Annotated in this window: 14 protein-coding genes; 3 read left to right on the forward strand and 11 right to left on the reverse strand. The window is 45.6% G+C overall.

Annotated elements, in window-relative coordinates; genetic code table 11:
* Window positions 1-235: 235 nt before the first annotated feature.
* Entirely contained in the window at window positions 236-724 is a 489-nt protein-coding gene (rimI, locus tag CZ794_RS05590) for a ribosomal protein S18-alanine N-acetyltransferase (protein ID WP_087040695.1), read from the forward strand.
* A 79-nt stretch (window positions 725-803) separates the two neighbouring features.
* Here the strand turns inward: rimI and CZ794_RS05595 are convergent, their stop codons facing one another.
* The 3 genes from CZ794_RS05595 to trxB are packed head-to-tail and all read right to left on the reverse strand — an operon-like array spanning window position 804 to window position 3,124.
* The gene (locus CZ794_RS05595; RefSeq protein ID WP_087040696.1) at window positions 804-1,238 is read right to left on the reverse strand and encodes a MerR family transcriptional regulator; all 435 of its coding nucleotides are present in this window, start codon (window positions 1,236-1,238) and stop codon (window positions 804-806) included.
* A 47-nt stretch (window positions 1,239-1,285) separates the two neighbouring features.
* Complete coding sequence (gene aat, locus CZ794_RS05600; RefSeq protein WP_087040697.1) at window positions 1,286-2,101, reverse strand: leucyl/phenylalanyl-tRNA--protein transferase; 816 nt, start codon at window positions 2,099-2,101, stop codon at window positions 1,286-1,288.
* Window positions 2,102-3,124 carry a thioredoxin-disulfide reductase gene (trxB, locus tag CZ794_RS05605; protein ID WP_087040698.1) on the reverse strand — a complete coding sequence of 341 codons (1,023 nt, stop codon included), beginning with the start codon at window positions 3,122-3,124 and terminating at the stop codon, window positions 2,102-2,104.
* Between the two features lie 528 nt (window positions 3,125-3,652).
* Between trxB and CZ794_RS05610 the strand changes: the two genes are divergently transcribed.
* Both CZ794_RS05610 and CZ794_RS05615 read left to right on the forward strand, forming a co-directional pair.
* Window positions 3,653-6,946: a DNA translocase FtsK gene (locus CZ794_RS05610; RefSeq protein ID WP_087040699.1), complete on the forward strand. Its 3,294-nt coding sequence runs from the start codon at window positions 3,653-3,655 to the stop codon at window positions 6,944-6,946.
* 309 nt (window positions 6,947-7,255) lie between these two features.
* Window positions 7,256-8,749, forward strand: coding sequence for an amidase (locus CZ794_RS05615; RefSeq protein ID WP_087040700.1), 1,494 nt, complete (start codon window positions 7,256-7,258; stop codon window positions 8,747-8,749).
* Between the two features lie 44 nt (window positions 8,750-8,793).
* On the opposite strand, the gene CZ794_RS05620 is transcribed toward CZ794_RS05615, so the two are convergent.
* The 8 genes from CZ794_RS05620 to dapC all read right to left on the reverse strand — a co-directional run bounded on the left by CZ794_RS05620 (window position 8,794) and on the right by dapC (window position 17,892).
* A complete protein-coding gene (locus CZ794_RS05620; RefSeq protein ID WP_087040701.1) occupies window positions 8,794-9,696 on the reverse strand; it encodes a class III extradiol ring-cleavage dioxygenase in 903 nt (300 codons plus the stop codon).
* Window positions 9,697-9,781: 85 nt separating this feature from the next.
* The gene (rlmH, locus tag CZ794_RS05625; protein ID WP_087040702.1) at window positions 9,782-10,270 is read right to left on the reverse strand and encodes a 23S rRNA (pseudouridine(1915)-N(3))-methyltransferase RlmH; all 489 of its coding nucleotides are present in this window, start codon (window positions 10,268-10,270) and stop codon (window positions 9,782-9,784) included.
* An 83-nt stretch (window positions 10,271-10,353) separates the two neighbouring features.
* Entirely contained in the window at window positions 10,354-10,896 is a 543-nt protein-coding gene (locus tag CZ794_RS05630) for a DUF421 domain-containing protein (protein ID WP_087040703.1), read from the reverse strand.
* Between the two features lie 180 nt (window positions 10,897-11,076).
* Entirely contained in the window at window positions 11,077-11,592 is a 516-nt protein-coding gene (locus CZ794_RS05635; protein WP_087040704.1) for an ABZJ_00895 family protein, read from the reverse strand.
* A 160-nt stretch (window positions 11,593-11,752) separates the two neighbouring features.
* Window positions 11,753-13,876, reverse strand: coding sequence for a D-alanyl-D-alanine carboxypeptidase/D-alanyl-D-alanine-endopeptidase (locus CZ794_RS05640; protein WP_256958881.1), 2,124 nt, complete (start codon window positions 13,874-13,876; stop codon window positions 11,753-11,755).
* A gap of 98 nt (window positions 13,877-13,974) precedes the next feature.
* Window positions 13,975-14,589, reverse strand: a complete 615-nt coding sequence (locus CZ794_RS05645; RefSeq protein WP_087040705.1) for a 3'-5' exonuclease — start codon at window positions 14,587-14,589, stop codon at window positions 13,975-13,977.
* 34 nt (window positions 14,590-14,623) lie between these two features.
* Complete coding sequence (locus CZ794_RS05650; protein WP_087040706.1) at window positions 14,624-16,588, reverse strand: DUF294 nucleotidyltransferase-like domain-containing protein; 1,965 nt, start codon at window positions 16,586-16,588, stop codon at window positions 14,624-14,626.
* 71 nt (window positions 16,589-16,659) lie between these two features.
* On the reverse strand, window positions 16,660-17,892 hold the full coding sequence (dapC, locus tag CZ794_RS05655; RefSeq protein ID WP_087040707.1) for a succinyldiaminopimelate transaminase: 1,233 nt from the start codon (window positions 17,890-17,892) through the stop codon (window positions 16,660-16,662).
* Between the last annotated feature and the right edge of the window lie 69 nt (window positions 17,893-17,961).

Consider the following 17,961-nt stretch of genomic DNA (forward strand, 5'->3'; position numbering starts at 1 on the left):
AGGCGCTGGTGTTGTTGCTAACGTATTGAACTAATCATTAAGTCTCAGTAATGAGATTATGAGTTAGTCATAAAAAAGCCATCCTAAACAGGGTGGCTTTTTTTATACGTATTGAAATAGAGATATAGAGTGAATCACTTATTTATATAATTATATTTTCATACTACTGGATCATTAATTAGTAAACGCGCGATAAGCTTCATGTATATAATTTCAGCCTAATAAAGGGATAGTTATGTTTTTGATAGAATTGTTATCAACCAATACAGTAGAGCTTGAGCAAGTGGTTCAAGCCGTAGCGAATATCGAAGCCATCGTCCAGCCGCAAGATGCTTGGAGCTATCAGGCTTTGCTTGAACTGCTTGAGCAAGACAGCATTAATATGCTGGTAGTGTACACACAAGATAAAAGTGCAAAGAGCAACGTAATTGGTTACTGCTTATATCAAATGGTGTTTGAGCAAGCAGAGATTTTGCGTATTGGCACGCATCCTGATTATCAACGACAACGCATTGCTTCGCAAATTATTGATAAGTTGCATAAAGTATTGCAGAGTAATCAAGTGGAAAATTTGTTGTTAGAAGTACGAGCAGACAATCATGCTGCGATAGCGTTATATGAAAAGCAAGCATTTACTATTATTCATAGACGCAAAGGCTATTACCAGTTACCGAACCAGTCCGCAGTTGATGCGCTCATCATGCAGCATGTCTATGGTGAGTGAAAAGCGTAAAGTGTCATTAGGAGTGATAAGCGTAGTTTCTTTGAAGATAAATTACTTATCTCAACCAGCGCCATCGTCTTTAATTTGATGGTATTTTCTTCTTACAGATATTAGTGTCTAATTGATAGCTGCTGTCTGCTTTCATCCGTGCGAGAACATCTATACGCTCGCTCAATAGCTCTACCATCACGCTTATATTGGCTTGCTGTTTTCGTACTTGTTCCAATTTTTGCTGAGTCAGCATCAGCTGTAGATCAATATCAAGCTGGCCATCATAATAATCATTGAGGCTGTCTTTGATTTCAGTCAGGGTAAAACCAATAGCTTGTGCGCTTTTGATCAGCTCAATACGTTCCAAACATTCTGGATGGAACTCAGTATATAGACGTGAGCCTGCTTGACGTTTGCGAGATTTTAGCAAACCTAATTGATCATAGTGGCGTACGGTATCTTTAGTCGTATTGGCTTTTGTTGCTAGAGCACCAATCAATAAAAACGAATTGTCAGGGGACATAATACTCTCGTTGGAAACTATGAATGGGAATAAGGCAGTGGGAACGCTTAACTCAATTTAAGCTGCCAAGGGCTTGGTATATCAAGTAATGAGACAGCTAGTGGGAGATAAGTGTCTTTTTGCCATTTGACCGCGCCTGTACTTATTAAGGTCTCTAACTGAGTCAAAAACTCAGCTCGCGGTAGAGTAGTGGCACCCAAGCTCATGAGATGATGATTGGGTAATTGGCAATCAACAAGGGCGACCTGACTTTGTTCACATAGCCGCATCAACCCCCAAAACGCGAGTTTTGACGCATTAGAGGCGCGATGAAACATGGATTCGCCAAAATAGATGCCGTTTATTTTTAGCCCATACAGTCCGCCAATGAGCTGACCTTTTTCATCCCACACCTCAATGCTATGGGCAAAGCCTTGCGCATGCAGTTTGGTATAAGCCTCAATCATCTCTTCATGAATCCAAGTGTGCTCGCCTTCAGGCAAGTCATTATTAAGACCATCGCTACGCGGCAGACTACAGGCATGTATGACGTCATCAAAAGCTTGATTTAAGGTCAATTGCCAACGTTCGCGTCTTGCTTGCTTGCGCAGTGACTTACTCGGTTGGTAATTAGATGGGACAATCACACAGCGCGGCTCAGGACACCACCAAGCGATAGGCTCATCTTCATTGAACCATGGAAAAAGCCCCTGTGCATAAGCAGATATCAATGTGTCGGGTGCAAGATCGCCACCCATCGCGACAATGCCAATGCCATCAGGATCGATAGAGATAGGATCAGGAAAGTCATAACGCCCAAGACTTTTTAAAGTCTCAGGCGTGATGTATTGATGGTTATCATTGTGCTGTGTGAAGTTATTCATTTAGTCTTCTTGATCAGCAGTCAGGGTTGAGGCATACGTATGGTCTTTCGCGGTTGCTTCACCGATGGCATCTAAGTACTTCTCCGCATCCAGCGCTGCCATACAGCCAGTACCAGCAGAGGTGATGGCTTGACGATAGACATGATCAGCCACGTCACCTGCGGCAAACACACCTTCGATACTGGTTTGCGTGGCATTACCATTAAGGCCACTATTGACGACCAGATAGCCATCTTTCATATCCAATTGACCTTTGAATAGGTCGGTATTAGGCTTATGACCGATGGCGACAAACATACCCATTGTATCTAATTGTTTGGTGCTGCCATCAATCATTGATTCGATAACGACACCATTGACGCCCATGTCATCACCGACGACTTCTTTGACTTGATGGTTCCATTCGATTTTGACGTTACCGTTTTTGGCTTTTTCAAACAGCTTGTCTTGTAGAATTTTTTCAGAGCGTAAGCTATCACGGCGATGCACTAAAGTGACTTCAGAAGCAATGTTAGAGAGGTATAAGGCTTCTTCAACGGCTGTATTGCCACCGCCAATCACGGCGACTTTTTGATCCTTATAAAAGAAACCGTCACAAGTGGCACAAGCAGATACGCCAAGCCCTTTGAATTTGGTTTCTGACTCTAGCCCTAGGTACTGGGCAGAGGCGCCAGTTGAGATAATCAGGGCATCACAAGTATAGGTGCCGTTGTTACCTGACAGCTCAAAAGGTCGTACATTCAAGTTAACATCATTGATATGGTCATAAACCAATTCTGTACCGAAACGCTCAGCATGAGCTTTCATACGCTCCATTAATGCAGGACCGGTCAAATCATGCGCATCGCCTGGCCAGTTATCAACTTCGGTGGTAGTGGTCAACTGGCCACCCACTTCCATACCCGTAACCATAACAGGTTTAAGGTTGGCGCGCGCAGCATAGACCGCAGCAGAGTAACCGGCAGGGCCTGAGCCTAAAATAATGAGTTTTTCGTGACGTGGAGCAGTAGTGTCAGTTGCCATGAGTTGTTCCTTGCTAAATATACGAATGAAAAATAAGAATAATATATGTTATAAAAAATGTGATTTGTTTGGTTTGTTTAATTGCAATGTGATAATAACATAAGGGCATATACCCAAAAGTGCAAGTTTGCTAAAACAAACACAGGCATCACTATAATCAAAGCATGTTTGCCTTGACGTTTGGCCTTAATGAATAGTAGTTATTTTATAGCGTTTACGCAAAATTGTTAGCGCTATCCTATCAGCTGTTTGTACTAATTGTACGGTTTTATGCATAAATCGCAGATTGACTGACTTTCTTGCCTGCTTTCTTTAGAAGACTGTCGCCACTATACCTATCTATTTGTTATTATAAGAAGTTATGCCAAGTACAGTTAGAGTAAAAAGACCATCGTTATTCACCATTGTCGGAATCAATAATGGCTCTTAATCCTATTGCTAGGTATATTTATGTCAGCACTTTATGTCAGCATGATTAGGCTTAGTCATGCGGCGACCATTTAGTATTAATAACAAGGCAGATCTTACGTGATATCAGCACCGCTTATTGAATATTTAAAAAAAGGAATATTTACCCTTCTAGGGTCGATACTGGCTGTTTATCTGTTCGTCATTTTGATGACGTATACAGGTAATGATCCGAGTTGGTCACACATCAGTAGTGATATGACCACAATCAATAATATGGGCGGCGAGACAGGTGCGTGGTTGTCCGACTTGCTCTACAGCTTCTTTGGCTTTGGTGCGTGGTGGCTGCTGGCATTTTTGATTTATGAGTCTATTCTTATTTGGTGGGACAATAAGCCCACATTCTGGCTGATGCGGTTGGTCGCTTACGTATTTTTGTTATTGAGTGCCAGTGCCTTGTTTGCTCAAATCGTGGCTTTGGTACAACAATTCACCAATCCTACAGCGACAGCACTTGAAGGCGTGGCTGGTGGCATCATCGGTCTTGAGTTGCAGGTACGCTTGGCGCAGCTTTTGACGCAGTGGGGGAGTGCGATTTTCTTGCTGGTATTCGTTGTCCTCACCGCGACGTTTGCTTTCAATATTCATTGGATGGCGATTTATCAGAGAATTACCGCCTTGTCTTGGTTTGGCTCAGGCGTGAAAAAAGAAAACACACAAGATACTGCCGCAGTCACTCAAAACATAGGTGCATTGAACACAAAAGACAAGCTCACAACAGGGACGAATTCAGATCAAGAAGCGCCAGCGTATGAACAGTTGCCCTTAGCCTTGCAATCCTCTGAGCAGGCGGCCGATAAAAGCGGTCGATTTAGCAATGTCTTGTCAGACTTTTTGGTAAAGTCTGGGCTCTCTGACAGTGTTAGAGCCTCTATGGAAGCGGCGGCACAAGCTACAACAGCCACCCAGACTCCCTTATCGGATCATGAAAAAAGTGAGTCTGTAGAGGCCACGTCATTCAAAAATGGTACAACTGAGAATATAGACAATCAAACACAGCCATCATCAAATCCGAGTCCTGTGGTCGTACCTGTGCGTAAAGTGGAGCCAAGCTTTGCGTGGAATGATGCCAATACAGTCGATGATTTGTTGGCGAGTGAGCAAATGACGTATAGTGCCAGTAGCATGAATCATTCTGATACTACCGCTCTGAGCTCTACTGATATGAGTGCTGAACCGATAAAAAGCGAAGCGTTGCAAGATGAGTTCGTCAAAGACGTGCTAACAGAGTTAGAAGTGACCGCAGAATCTACGCCAATAGTAGAGGAAGCGTTGTCTGTGGAAACAACCACAGCAAGACCCAAAACCAGAATCGTTCAGCCCTCTGTTGAGGAGCAATTGTATAACGAAACAACGAGTACGGATGCGGTGGTATCAACAGCAGAAGACACTACCGTCGCTGTCGATGCCTTAGCAGACGCATGGCTAGCAGAGCATGCCGATGTCTTAGAACCTACTGCGACAACGGGAATCGTGCAGTCGAATGAGCCCGTGTCTGACAGTCAGGCTGAGCTATCACACCATGCTACGTCAACCGCTGTACCAGCGTTATCAGTCGCTTCGCCAGTACTAGACAGTGTAGCTGCCGTATCAGAATCAGTGGATATGACACCCACCAATACGCCCCCTACCAATCCAACAGCGGCACCAACAGTCGCTACTATAGATACCGATGCTGCAAAAAACACGCAACCAGTCAAACCGACGATGAGTTTTGCTGTGCCAGAAGGCGATAGTAGCAACCATATCACTGATATGATGCCAGAAGATGACGACGCTGAGGCACCAGTTATGCCGCATATCAGCGATGATGACGCCTTTAGTCGAAAATCACGCTCAATGCAAACGGCTGCTTATCGTAGTAGCCTAACCCCGATTCCAGAGATGTCTATTCTTGATAAGCCAGATCCTGACCGTAAGCCTAGCTATACCATAGCTGAGCTTGAACAGCTCTCTGAGCTGTTAGAGATCAAGTTGCAAGAGTTCAATGTCAAGGCCAATGTCGTCAATGCCATCCCAGGCCCAGTAGTGACTCGTTTTGAGGTAGAGCTTGCTGCTGGGGTGAAAGCCAGCAAGGTTACGGGTATCTCGCGTGACTTGGCACGCTCACTCTCAATGGCGTCTTTGCGTGTGGTTGAGGTGATTCCTGGTAAGCCTTATATTGGTATCGAAGTGCCTAACAAACAGCGTGAAATGGTGCGTTTGATTGAGCTACTTAATACGGAAAAATTCAAAGACCCCAAAGCGCAAATCAGTATGGCGATGGGTAAAGACATCGGCGGTAACCCCATCATCACTGATCTTGCTCGCGCGCCGCACATGCTGGTCGCTGGTACGACGGGTTCTGGTAAATCGGTATTGGTCAACTCGATGCTATTGTCGATGCTACTCAAATACACGCCCAATGAGCTGCGTCTTATCTTGATTGATCCCAAGCAGTTGGAGCTGGCTAACTATAATGACATCCCGCATCTACTGACACCAGTCGTCACGGATATGACCGAGGCGGCCAGCAGTCTCTCATGGTGCGTGGCAGAGATGGAGCGCCGTTATCAGTTAATGAGTCTGCTTAAGGTTCGTAAACTCAATGAGTTTAATAAGAAAGTCATTGCAGCCGAAAAAGCTGGCAAGCCGATGCTTGATCCTTTGTGGCGACCCAATGACAGTGTCAGTATCAGTCAAGCGCCAAAGCTCAAAACCTTACCGATGATTGTCATTGTCGCGGATGAGTTTGCTGACATGATTATGCAGGTTGGTAAGCAAGCTGAAGAGTTAATCACGCGCTTGGCGCAGAAATCTCGAGCAGCAGGTATCCATTTGATGCTCGCTACTCAGCGCCCATCGGTAGATGTGATCACTGGTTTGATCAAAGCCAATATTCCTGTTCGCGCTGCGCTACGTGTCAACTCAAAGGTCGACTCACGGACGATTTTGGACAGTGGCGGTGCAGAGGACATGTTAGGCAATGGCGATATGCTCTTTCTCGGCCCAGGTCAAATCGAACCAGATCGTGTACACGGCGCTTATGTCAGTGATGAAGAGGTCAACCGTGTCTGTGATGCGTGGCGTGAGCGCGGCGCTCCTGACTATATTGACAACATGGCTGGCAACTTTGAGCTATCTAGCCCAGGTGGCAATGGTGGAGGTAGCGCAAACAATGCTTCTGGAGAAGATGATGGCCTGTATAACGATGCGGTGGCCTTTATTATGGAAACGCGTAAAGTCTCGGCTTCTAGTATCCAGCGTAAGTTCAGCATTGGATACAACCGTGCCGCGCGCATTGTAGATTCGATGGAAGAAGCGGGACTGGTCAGTTCCATGGGCAAAAGCGGTAAGCGCGAACTGTTGATGTAGTGCTTAGTATTAGGTTCATAATGAAAAAACGAGTCATGAAAGTGGCTCGTTTTTTTTATGAAATCAGCGGAATCCTATTTTTATAAGCTGAGAATTTAGAGCGAATTTTTATCATCAATCATGCTTTGATTTATTAAAACTGGGTTTATTTACAAAGATATGAGCTTAATCAAATATCTAAATGACCAATCAGTTTGTTTATCGATTATAGGCAGCCATTTTTTATACTAAACTGACAGTGGTTTATAAGATAAGTAGGCACTGATTTTAGTAAATATTATTTTTATTACTCTCCAAGGAAGGTCAGTTATGTTTAAAGAATACACTCAATATGATGCACTCGCTCTAGCGGCACTGGTTAACTCAGGCGAGGTCAGTGCAAAGGAGTTATTGGACGCAGCTGTTTATCAGGCCAATAAACTCAATCCTAAATTAAATGCCATTATTCACCGTTTTGATGAGCGCGCTTATAACGCTGCGCAAGCAGGATTGCCAAAAGACGTATTTACAGGCGTGCCTTATCTGTTAAAAGACTTGTCATTTAGCTTCGCGGATGAACCAATTACGATGGGCAGTCGCAGCGTCAATATCCTCTCGAAAAACGATAGTGAAATCGTCAAGCGGATGAAAGCGGTAGGTGTCAATACCTTTGGTAAAACCAATACGCCTGAGTTTGGTTTGATTATTACCACTGAGCCAAAAGCGCATGGTGCGACTCACAACCCTTTCAAGAAAGGCTATAGTGCTGGTGGCTCATCGGGCGGCAGTGCAGCCGCAGTCGCGAGTGGTATTGTACCGATGGCAGGCGCTGGTGATGGCGGCGGTTCGATACGGTTTCCAGCGGCTTGGTGCGGTGTATTTGGACTCAAACCAAGCCGTGGCCGTAATCCACTGGGTCCCAATATTGGTGAAGGCTGGGACGGGGCAGTTGCCGATCACGTGATCACACGTTCGGTACGTGATAGTGCCGCAATGCTCGATGCCACAAGTGGCGCGGAGATTGGGGCGCCTTATGTCATTGCGCCACCAGATGGGAATTTTTTGCAAGCAGCGATGCGCGCACCAAGGCCACTGAAAATCGCTTTACAGCAGCAGCCATTGATTGCCAATACTATAGTCGACAAAGAAGTCCTTGCTGTACTAGAACAAACGGCTAAGCAATTAGAGTCGATGGGTCATCAGGTCGTACCCGCTGAGCCAAATATCGATATTGAGCAGTTTTGGCATGACTTTCTTGTTGTCGTCTGCGCACATACCGCCTTTACGATTGACAATATCGAGCGCGAGTTTGGGTCCGCCCATGTCAAAAACCTAGAGCCACAAACCTACAATATGGCGCTGCTTGGACGTTCTTTATCAGCCGCTGACTTGGTTCACGCCAAACACGGTTGGCATAACAGTCAATATCAAACGGGCCTGTTGTTAGAAAACTACGATATGATTTTATCACCAACCGTACCGACACCTGCGGTCAAACACGGCGTGCTACCGCCTAGCCGTATGGATGAGATGATGATGCGTAGCGCTGGGGTGCTCAATAAAGGTTTTGATATGGGCAGATACGCTTTTAAGTCAGGCATGATTGAAAAACTCAGCGCGCCTGTACTAGGAAAAATGGGCTTCACGTTGTTGGGTAATGTCACAGGATTGCCGGCCATGTCAGTGCCAGTCGGCATGAGTAAAAAAGGCTTGCCAATCGGTATGCAACTTATCGGACGTATGAATGATGAGGCGACGTTATTGAGTCTGGCAGGCGAGATGGAGCGTGCGGGTTTATTTACCAAACCTGCTTTTGAGAAATAGGTTTGTACGCTTTGATTAAATAGCTGTTATTTAATAGCTATTACTTAATCAAAGCGATAAATATCCATGCCCAAACTATGATGTGCCATGCTTTGATGCACGACAGAGACACGTTGACCCGCGCCTAACGCAAAAAACAGTGGCAGCAAATGCTCATCACTTGGGTGAACGTGCTTATAGTTGGGATACTGTTGCCAATCTAGCGCAGTAGGAATGTCTGTCTTAATATTCTGTAATAGCCAATCTTTAAAACTTTTTGCTGCTGTATCAATACTGCCCGCTTGCCAACGCAGGGCTTGTAAGTTGTGCGTGATGCTACCTGAACCAATGATAAGAATTTGCTCTTCGCGCAAACGTGCAAGCTGTGCCCCCAGCTGGTAGCAAGCGACACTGTCATAATGCTGTGGTAAGGATATCTGCACAATTGGTATGTCTGCTTGTGGATACAGGTGAATAAGCGGTGCCCAGACCCCATGGTCACAAGCGCGCATCGGATTGATGCTGCATCTGATACCGCGCGCTGTCAGCTGATGCGCGAGCGACTCAGCAAGCGCTGGCTGACCAGCAGCAGGATATTGTAGCTCATACAGCTCTGGCGCAAAGCCTGAAAAGTCATGCCATGTTTTTGGTTGTGGGTTGCTGCTGATCTCAAGCTTGGCCGACTGCCAATGTGCCGACATAATGACGATGGCACGAGGCTTGGGTAGGTTTTGACCGATACGTGCCAGCGCACTGGTCGTGGCAGATTGTTCAATGGCAAGCGTGGGTGCGCCGTGCGAGATAAACAAGGCTGGCAGTTTAGCCAAGTTAGCCGCTTTAGAGACTATAGCAGACTTGTCTTTCCAAGCATCGGCAGACGTGATGGGCTGCGACGTATGACCCTGATGATCGCCACGTTGGGAAGTAATCTGAGAGGCGTTAGGTGTTGCGCGTTTTGGATATTTCATGTTGCAGTTATTAGGGCGCACGCCAGTTTTTCAATCCGTTTTGTCATGGTTATTTTCAGATAATGTATCGCAAACGTCACTTTGCTTAATTACCACGATGATAGGGGTGGTTGTTATTGATACTCATCGCTCGATACAGCTGCTCCATCAAGACAACTCGTACGAGAGGATGTGGCAATGTCAGCGCGGATAATGACCATTTTACATCGGCTTTTGCCAGTACTTCAGGTGATACACCATCTGCGCCGCCGATGACTAAAGCAATATCGTCCCCTTGCTGCATCGCATCTGATAATTTATCCGCCAGCCCTTCTGTCGATAGCATTTTACCTTTGACGTCCAATACCCATAATTGTTCGCGTCCAGTGGCATTATGAGCCGCCAAAATAGCGTGACCTTCTTGTTCTCGGTACTGAGCCAAATTGGCATCCGATGGGTTCTTTGCTCGCTTAGCAGCCGCGATTTCGATAATGTCGGTACTGAGCATGGGTTGAATGCGTTTATGGTATTCATCAAAGCCTGTCTGCACCCAGTTAGGCATTTTATTGCCGACGCTCAAAATTCTTACTTTCATAGTCCATACCACGTCAATAATTAAATAAATATCACAAGGTTTTGCAATTGGTTGCGGTCAATTACTGCTTTTTTGACCTGTTATTACATCAAAGGTGAAATCGTTTCTGAAACAGTCTGCTCTGTCTGTTGGTGCTGCGAGTCACTCGAGCTTGGCTTTGGAATGATGGTAAGCTTGGCATCTGACTCGAAGACAATGGCTTCAACCTCATCGAAGCTGTTTATCCCATCAGAGCGCATCGCACATTCTATCTCCTGCCGAGTCAAGCGCTCATCGCGCATCGCATCTGGTAAAAACTGCCCTTGATAAAAAACAATTCGTGGCTCGGATAAGATAAAACTGCTAAATTGCGGTGAGATAGAGGCGTACTTTGTGACCAAAAACTGCAACAAATAGAGCACCAAAATAGAAGACGCCCCTTCAACAAAAGGAACGTTTTTGAGCAAAATAGTGCTGGCCCCCAATGAGCCAATCATGACGGTCACAACCCAGTCAAAGTTGTTGAGCTGAGAGGTAGAGCGCTTGCCTGAGACTTTCGTCACCAGCACGATCAAGACGTAAATCATGGCGGTCGTCAGTACGATACGCCCAAGTTTGTCTATATTATCAAAAAAAAGCATGTCCATTAAGCGCGCTCCTATGGTAAGAATAAAACCGTGTGCCGCTAGGCATTGATTCATAAAAGACAGTAACTGATAAAGCTTACCAATTGATACCGCTAGCCTAACGAATTTTAAGCTTCAAAAGGAAAAAATTTGTAGCCAGTCATGGTGGTTTTATGAGGTTCGAGTCGCTCTTTAGTAAATTCAAACAGTCTTACGTTTGGGATCAAGTAAACGATTCAACAGCCAAATACTGATGCGAGCGCTAACCAGCGTCATTACCAATATCAGCATCAATGAAAACAGTAGCGGTAGGGGCTGTTGTGTGGTCATCTCGAACAATACTTCGCGGCTCGCCGCGTCAAACAACCAAAACCAAATCCCCAAGAAATAAATCACTGTCAAAACCCAAACGACAGCAATGCCGCCAAATACTAGGCGATTACTCTCACCTCTATTTAAAGCGCGTTGCTGCTGCTTAGTAAACTTATGCACTGCAATATAAGCGCCAACAATGATGGAGATCACTGTAACCAATGGTGAGTTCAGCGCCACTTTGGTTTGGATCATCATAAATACGGCACTGGAAAGCACATAACCAATCGCAAAAAACCCAATATATCGAGCCAGTTTCGGTCGTGGCAATTGATGAGCATTAAGTGATCGATTGTGCCCTAAATGCGAGGTGGAGTCGTTGAGCGTGGGAGTCTTGCGTGACATAAGCGGACCTTTATAAAGGTAAAAACGAGAAAAGATAAGTAATATAAGTCAATCAAATAGCGAGGCGCTAATAGTAAGATAAAAGTGAGTAAAGACCGCTTTAGAGACAGTCTTACACCTTTGCGCCCGCTTTCTAAGATTTGCGCTTTCGTTGTTTAAATTAGTGCTGCGCTGTCCAGTCAAGTGCCACGTCCAATACCGTTCGAGCATTATAGGCATTTAGTGCTTTCTCGCTGTTGATTAGTCCTACAATGACGTAATCCTGCCCTGATAAGCCTTTGACATAGCCTGCCATCGACGTCACGTTGTTCAATGTGCCTGTTTTGATCCATGCACGTCCAATGGCTTTTGAGTCAGGCAATCTATCACTGTGCGCTACGATGGTGCCACTCACACCAGCCACGCCCAAAGAGTTGACGTAACTATCAAAGTTTGGACGATCATAGGCATACGCCAGTAGCTCGCTTAAATTAGCAGCAGTAATCGTACACTCACGGCAGAGTCCTGAACCGTTGGTTAAATACGGCGGGGGCGTGTCTAGATTGGTCTGCCACCACTGATTGATCGTCTGTAACGCAGTCGCATAGTCTGTCGTTGGATTGCCAAATTGATATAAGCTACTGTTATGCACGCTGCTATTGTTCAAATCTCTGTTTTTCAAATGCTCGTTCTTATTGTCAAGAGCATCATTGGTCATCCCTTGCTCATTCGTATTTTTAGGATTATTCGTTTTATTGACAGCGACTTTAGCATGATTGTCTTGATGATAGGCGCCTATCGATAGCGCCACTTGTTCAGCCATGACATTGTTTGAAAAATGATTGATGTCATAAATTTGCTGTGCCAGATTTAGTGATGCATAGCTCACAATGGGTAGCGGCGATATCGGCCATGCGGCTAGTCCCTTTGCAGGATTTGTTTTTTTGCTTGCATCATAAGGCGTTTCTTGTGAGATGACGTCGCCACTCAGCGTATTGCCTAGCGCCTGCCATTTTGCTGCAATGACACGTGCCGTGAATTCTTTGGCATCAGGATAAGCAATATAAAAGGCATGTTCTTGGCAGCTGTTTGGCAAAGCCGCATTGAGTACCAATCGATTGGGTTGCCACTGCGGCGCAAGGCTGTAGCGCGCTTGACCACAAGCCGCTGAGCGGGTCTCTATGGTACTTGGCATTTGATAGTCTGCTAATTGCGGCGTATAGACCAAAGCCGCTTTGCCATTGTCTGCCGGATAGCTCTTGATACCGATGGTGCTAAAGTTGACCAAAAAACCATCAGGACTGGCATTATAAGGGCGCAGTGGATCGTTATCAAAGGCGGCTGGATCTTTAGTCACATTGTGAAAAATGGCACTATCGACAATCATATCACCATCGATATGGCGGATGCCTGCTGCCTGTACTTGATATAGCAGTTGCTCTAAACGCTCATGCGTCATTTTTGGATCGCCACTTCCTTGAATAATCAAGTCGCCATATAACCGATCGTTGACAATCACACCCGTATGATAAACACGCGTGTGCCAAACAAAATCAGCACCCAGCGTATCTAAAGCGATAAAGCTAGGAACAAGCTTCATGGTGCTAGCAGGAGTGCGAGCGATATCGGGCTGATAACTCAGTAAAGGAGAAAACGAGATGTTGATAGACGACGTCTTATCTTGGCTGTTGTTTGAATCTTGACGGTCATCATTGAGAGCTGCTTGGTTGCTATTTGAGAGAGGATTAGAAGATGAGTAACTATCTGCTAATGGCGTACGAATACTCTCAAGACTTTGGTAAATATAAGGATCATCAGTATAAGCATGTATTTTTTGCTCATACTTTTTGATCGTGCGTTTCTCAATAGTTGTCAAAGCACTGTGATACTCAGTCGAGTTTTGAAGATTTTTTTTACCCTCTTTAACAGGGTTTTGAGTATTTTTTGGACTGCTGGCTTTAGTATCAGTAGTAGTGTCCGTTGTGCTTGACGCGCTTACGCTATCGGCAACCTGAATGGGCGATGGTAAGTGGCTGGCGTTTTTATCACCGACAGGCACGATGACAATGCTCATATCGGAAGCGGACAAATCTGCACGGGTCAAAGCCGCTTGTATGGCCTCAGGTAAGGCGGCTTGTGCAAACACTGGCGCTGCGGTAGCTAAAAGAGCAAGCAAAGACAAGCGTTTACCTGCTTGCAAAAACGGATTCAAACGTTTGTCAAAAAACTTTGGTTTGGTGTCAGTGTTGTGATTGATATTGGCATTATGATGAGGGGTGCGGCGACGTTGAGAAGTAGGGGACATGAGCATCTATCGTTAGGTAAAAAAACAGCCTATGGTAACATGAGTTGCCGTTTTCGCGTAGACGTAGAGCAGGGTTTGAGCGTCTCTTTTGCGATATATTATAACTGTGAGCGCAGGTGCAAAAACGCCATCGCTGTCATGATGGCATCATTATAAGCGTCGTGTGCACCCATTTCGGGAATACCGTAATGCGCCAAAATATTGGTCAGATGCTGTGATTGATGAGGAATACCTTGTGTACGGTCGCCCATACGCCGAGCGTATAACTGACGTACATCAATCACTTGATTCGGTAATGTCGTACCCATATAGCGTTTGACCATCGGATTTAAAAACCCAATGTCTAGCCGCGTACAGAATCCAACAATCGGTCGATTGTCTATAAATGGTAGTAAACACGCCAGCATCTCATCATAGCTCATCCCATGCTCAACATCAGCAGTGCGTAAGCCGTGAATCACAATCGTATCGCGGTCTGGCATAATTGGTGGTCTACATACCAGATGTATGCCATTGCCAGTATCAATCGTATTGTCATTAATATGAATGGCTGCAATAGACAATAAGTGATGCTTTTTTGGGTTCAGCCCCGTCATCTCACAATCAATGGCGACCCATTGTTTGGCAAGGGGTTTGGTAAACATAGAGGCCAATTCTGGACGCTGTAGCTGAGTTTTTTGCCAAGTGCCAGATAACTGTTTTAACCAATTCATATCCGTCACGCACCCTTTTATGATACTTCTGTAGTCATGATATCTCTAATTGATAGTGCTGGCGGAGTTGGTTTTTGAAGCTTTTGGCCACAGCCAAGCATTCTTTGAGTAAGTCACGCTCAAGCGCAGTTAGCATCATTGGGTTTACTTGACGCGCCTGTCTATCATCTGTTGAGAGCGCAACAGATAGGCGCTGCGCCATAAAAAACTCTAAGGCTTCTAACAAAGTATCAGCGCGTTCTTGATTCAAAGCATGCACTTGCACCAGAGCCTTGAGACGGTTTTTGGTACTTGGGACGTCCAAGATATCGTTTTCTAAGGCGAGCGTACGTATGCCATGAACCAATGGAAAAATACCAGCTTTTTTTAGGTCGATGTCTGATGAGGCTGACTTACCTGCTAGTAATGGTACAAACTTCTGCCACCACTGATTGACATCACCAAATTGTAAGGCAGCGCGTGCGAACTGACGTACAAACATAGGGTCTGACTGGCGATGAGCAACTTGTAAATGGTGGCGTACCTGAGTGAGCAAGGATTCGTCACCGCAGACATATTCACCATCGAGGATAGCGGACAGATAGATGCCATGCATGGGATCGGTATTTTTCAACCATGAACCAATCTGTTTATTGAACGACTTGAGCGGTTGTCGCCACATTGGATTGCTCATCATAATATTGCCATCACATAGTGGATAGCCGAGACTGGCCAGATGCTCATTAAAGGTAGCGGCAAACTGAGCCAAGTTTGGATGCGCGTAGCCGTCGCGTATGATAAGCGCGTTGTCTTGATCGGTACGCATGATTTGCTCACCGCGACCTTCTGAGCCCATGACGATAAGACAAGTGTTTGCGATGACATCATCAGGTACGATCAATTGCCAAAGTTTGGTAAATACCTGCGCGTTTAGCGTCTGTACCATGCGGCTGATATTGCCGATTTTGACACCGTTGTGATGCTGCGCACGAATATAGCGACCGATCAACTCAACAGCGGTATGTAAGCTTGATAAATCGTCTGCTTGTTCAATTTGAATACTAATCAGTTGTGAATGGTGGCTGATGTGAGCGAGCATATCGCTTTGTCCGAGGATGCCTATGACCTCATGGTTGGTATCAAGTACTGGTAGACGATGAACACGGTAGCGAGTCATGGTCAGTAGAGCATCCCCAATCTCATCGCGTGCGTTGATGGTACGCAAGTTAAAATTGGCATAACGCTGGCATGGCGTTGTATTAGGATCTTGCTGCTCACTCACTGCGCGGCAAATATCGGTGTCTGTTAAAATACCCAATGAATGAGTGGGAGTGTGGGACAAAGAGACGTCATGATGTGAATGATTGATGGGTCGCACCAAAACGTGTTTTAGCCCTGCTGTTGTCATGATGCTGGCTGCATCAAATAAGCTGCTATGAGCCTCGACGATGTGGACGGGTAACAAGGTCACATCTGTCACAGGCTGCAACATGATCTGCTGCACTTCTTGTTGGTTGTTATCGTAAGAGCGAGCAAAAGCTTTGCTATGGCGGTGCTGCTGTAAGGCTTTCAAGCGTTCAGGCAGCTTGTCTGATAGTAGCTGACGTACCAAACGGTTTTGGGCGCTGATTTTGTCGATTGCCTCGCCACTGACTTGTAGTAGCAAGGTATCCTCAGCGGCTCGATACTGATAAGTCTTTACCACCTCAATGTTAGCATTGCTTGTCCTATCGTCTTGCAGGTGGGATATTACGATAGATTCAGGCAAGCGCCGACTGTCGAACCAGTCGTTGTCATTATAATCATCGGCTTGGTTACTACCCAAGTAGGAGGCGATAAACTCACCATCAAGTGATTGTTCGATCTGTCCTTTGATGACCACATACAGATTCGTTAACGCTTCGACAGGTAGACTTTCGCCTTTGGCAAGATAGCGGATTTGGGTATGCTTTCTAATGCTTTGTCGCTCAGCCAGACTTAAGACATCAAACGGTGGCTGAGTAAAATCAAGATGGGGCATGGCATCATCCTTGATGGCATATCGGCCAGAGTATGTACAATCGCATTATTGAAGCTATCTATTATGCTCGATTATGCACCAAGCAGCTGGCGAATGCGACCAATCGCTTCACGGCTCTCATCGACACTAGCAACCAGCGCAACACGCACATAACCTTTTCCTGGGTTGTGGCCATTGACTTCGCGAGATAAGTATCTGCCTGCTAAGGCATGGATGTTGGCCTGCTCATATAACGCTTTTACAAAGACTTCATCATCCCCCTCAAACTGCTCAGGCGCTTTTATCCAAAAATAAAACCCTGCCTCGGGCATCCGCAGCTCTAGTAGCTCACCAAGCTCAGACATCCATAAAGCAAATTTTTCTTGGTACAACTGACGATTGTGCGCCACATGTTTCTCGTCTTGCCAAGCGGCGATAGAGGCAAGCTGATGCGGTATTGGCATCGCGCAGCCCTGATAGGTACGATACTGTAAATACGCCTGCAAAACTTTGGCATCGCCTGCCACAAACCCTGAGCGTAGACCAGGCAAGTTTGAGCGTTTGGATAAAGAGTGAAACACAATACAGTTTTTAAAGTCATGGCGACCTAGAGCGGCGCATGCTTGCAACAAACCAATCGGGGCTTTGTCAAAATACAACTCGCTATAGCACTCATCGCTTGCAATGATAAAACCATACTGATCAGACAAGCGAATGAGATACTCCCAATCTTCCATCGTCATGACTGAGCCTGTCGGATTATTGGGACTACAGACAAACAAGAGCTGCGTCCGCGCCCAAACCTCTCTTGGTACTGCGCGATAATCGCCTTTAAAATCGTTATCAAGTGTGCAAGGCACAAAATATGGCGTTGCTTGCGCCAATATCGCTGCGCCTTCATAAATTTGATAAAAAGGATTTGGCATCACGATGGTAGGCGGTTGATGAGAGCCAGACGGTGCAGAATTGACGTCATTATCTACAGTGTGGTCAACCACTGCTTGCACCATACTAAAGATGGCTTCACGCGTACCCATCACTGGCAATATTTGGGTATCAGGATCCACATGTGTTAAGAAAAATCGTTTTTCGAGCCAATGGGCAATGGTTTGACGCAGCTCAAACAGACCGTTAGTGGTTGGATAATGACTTATTTTGTCCAAGTTTTCTCGTAGTACGTCCAGCACAAACGCAGGTGGCTTGTGTTTAGGCTCGCCAATTCCTAGCTTGATTTCACTGTAGGTAAGGGCTGGCGCGCTATTAGCAAGCAGTTTTGCCATCTTTGCAAAGGGGTAAGGATGCAGGTGGGTCAAGTTGTGATTCATAATTAGGATAACTATAATAGACAATTAATAATAAAGTTATAAAGAAAAGTTACATTCTAGCAGTGTGGC

Source organism: Psychrobacter sp. JB385, from assembly GCF_900163785.1.
In the GTDB taxonomy this organism is placed as follows: domain Bacteria; phylum Pseudomonadota; class Gammaproteobacteria; order Pseudomonadales; family Moraxellaceae; genus Psychrobacter.

Coding starts and splice junctions, on each gene's coding strand:
- rimI (WP_087040695.1), top strand. CDS start 236: ATGTTTTTGATAGAATTGTTATCAACCAATACAGTAGAGCTTGAGCAA.
- CZ794_RS05595 (WP_087040696.1), bottom strand. CDS start 1,238: ATGTCCCCTGACAATTCGTTTTTATTGATTGGTGCTCTAGCAACAAAA.
- aat (WP_087040697.1), bottom strand. CDS start 2,101: ATGAATAACTTCACACAGCACAATGATAACCATCAATACATCACGCCT.
- trxB (WP_087040698.1), bottom strand. CDS start 3,124: ATGGCAACTGACACTACTGCTCCACGTCACGAAAAACTCATTATTTTA.
- CZ794_RS05615 (WP_087040700.1), top strand. CDS start 7,256: ATGTTTAAAGAATACACTCAATATGATGCACTCGCTCTAGCGGCACTG.
- CZ794_RS05620 (WP_087040701.1), bottom strand. CDS start 9,696: ATGAAATATCCAAAACGCGCAACACCTAACGCCTCTCAGATTACTTCC.
- rlmH (WP_087040702.1), bottom strand. CDS start 10,270: ATGAAAGTAAGAATTTTGAGCGTCGGCAATAAAATGCCTAACTGGGTG.
- CZ794_RS05630 (WP_087040703.1), bottom strand. CDS start 10,896: ATGGACATGCTTTTTTTTGATAATATAGACAAACTTGGGCGTATCGTA.
- CZ794_RS05635 (WP_087040704.1), bottom strand. CDS start 11,592: ATGTCACGCAAGACTCCCACGCTCAACGACTCCACCTCGCATTTAGGG.
- CZ794_RS05640 (WP_256958881.1), bottom strand. CDS start 13,876: ATGTCCCCTACTTCTCAACGTCGCCGCACCCCTCATCATAATGCCAAT.
- CZ794_RS05645 (WP_087040705.1), bottom strand. CDS start 14,589: ATGAATTGGTTAAAACAGTTATCTGGCACTTGGCAAAAAACTCAGCTA.
- CZ794_RS05650 (WP_087040706.1), bottom strand. CDS start 16,588: ATGCCCCATCTTGATTTTACTCAGCCACCGTTTGATGTCTTAAGTCTG.
- dapC (WP_087040707.1), bottom strand. CDS start 17,892: ATGAATCACAACTTGACCCACCTGCATCCTTACCCCTTTGCAAAGATG.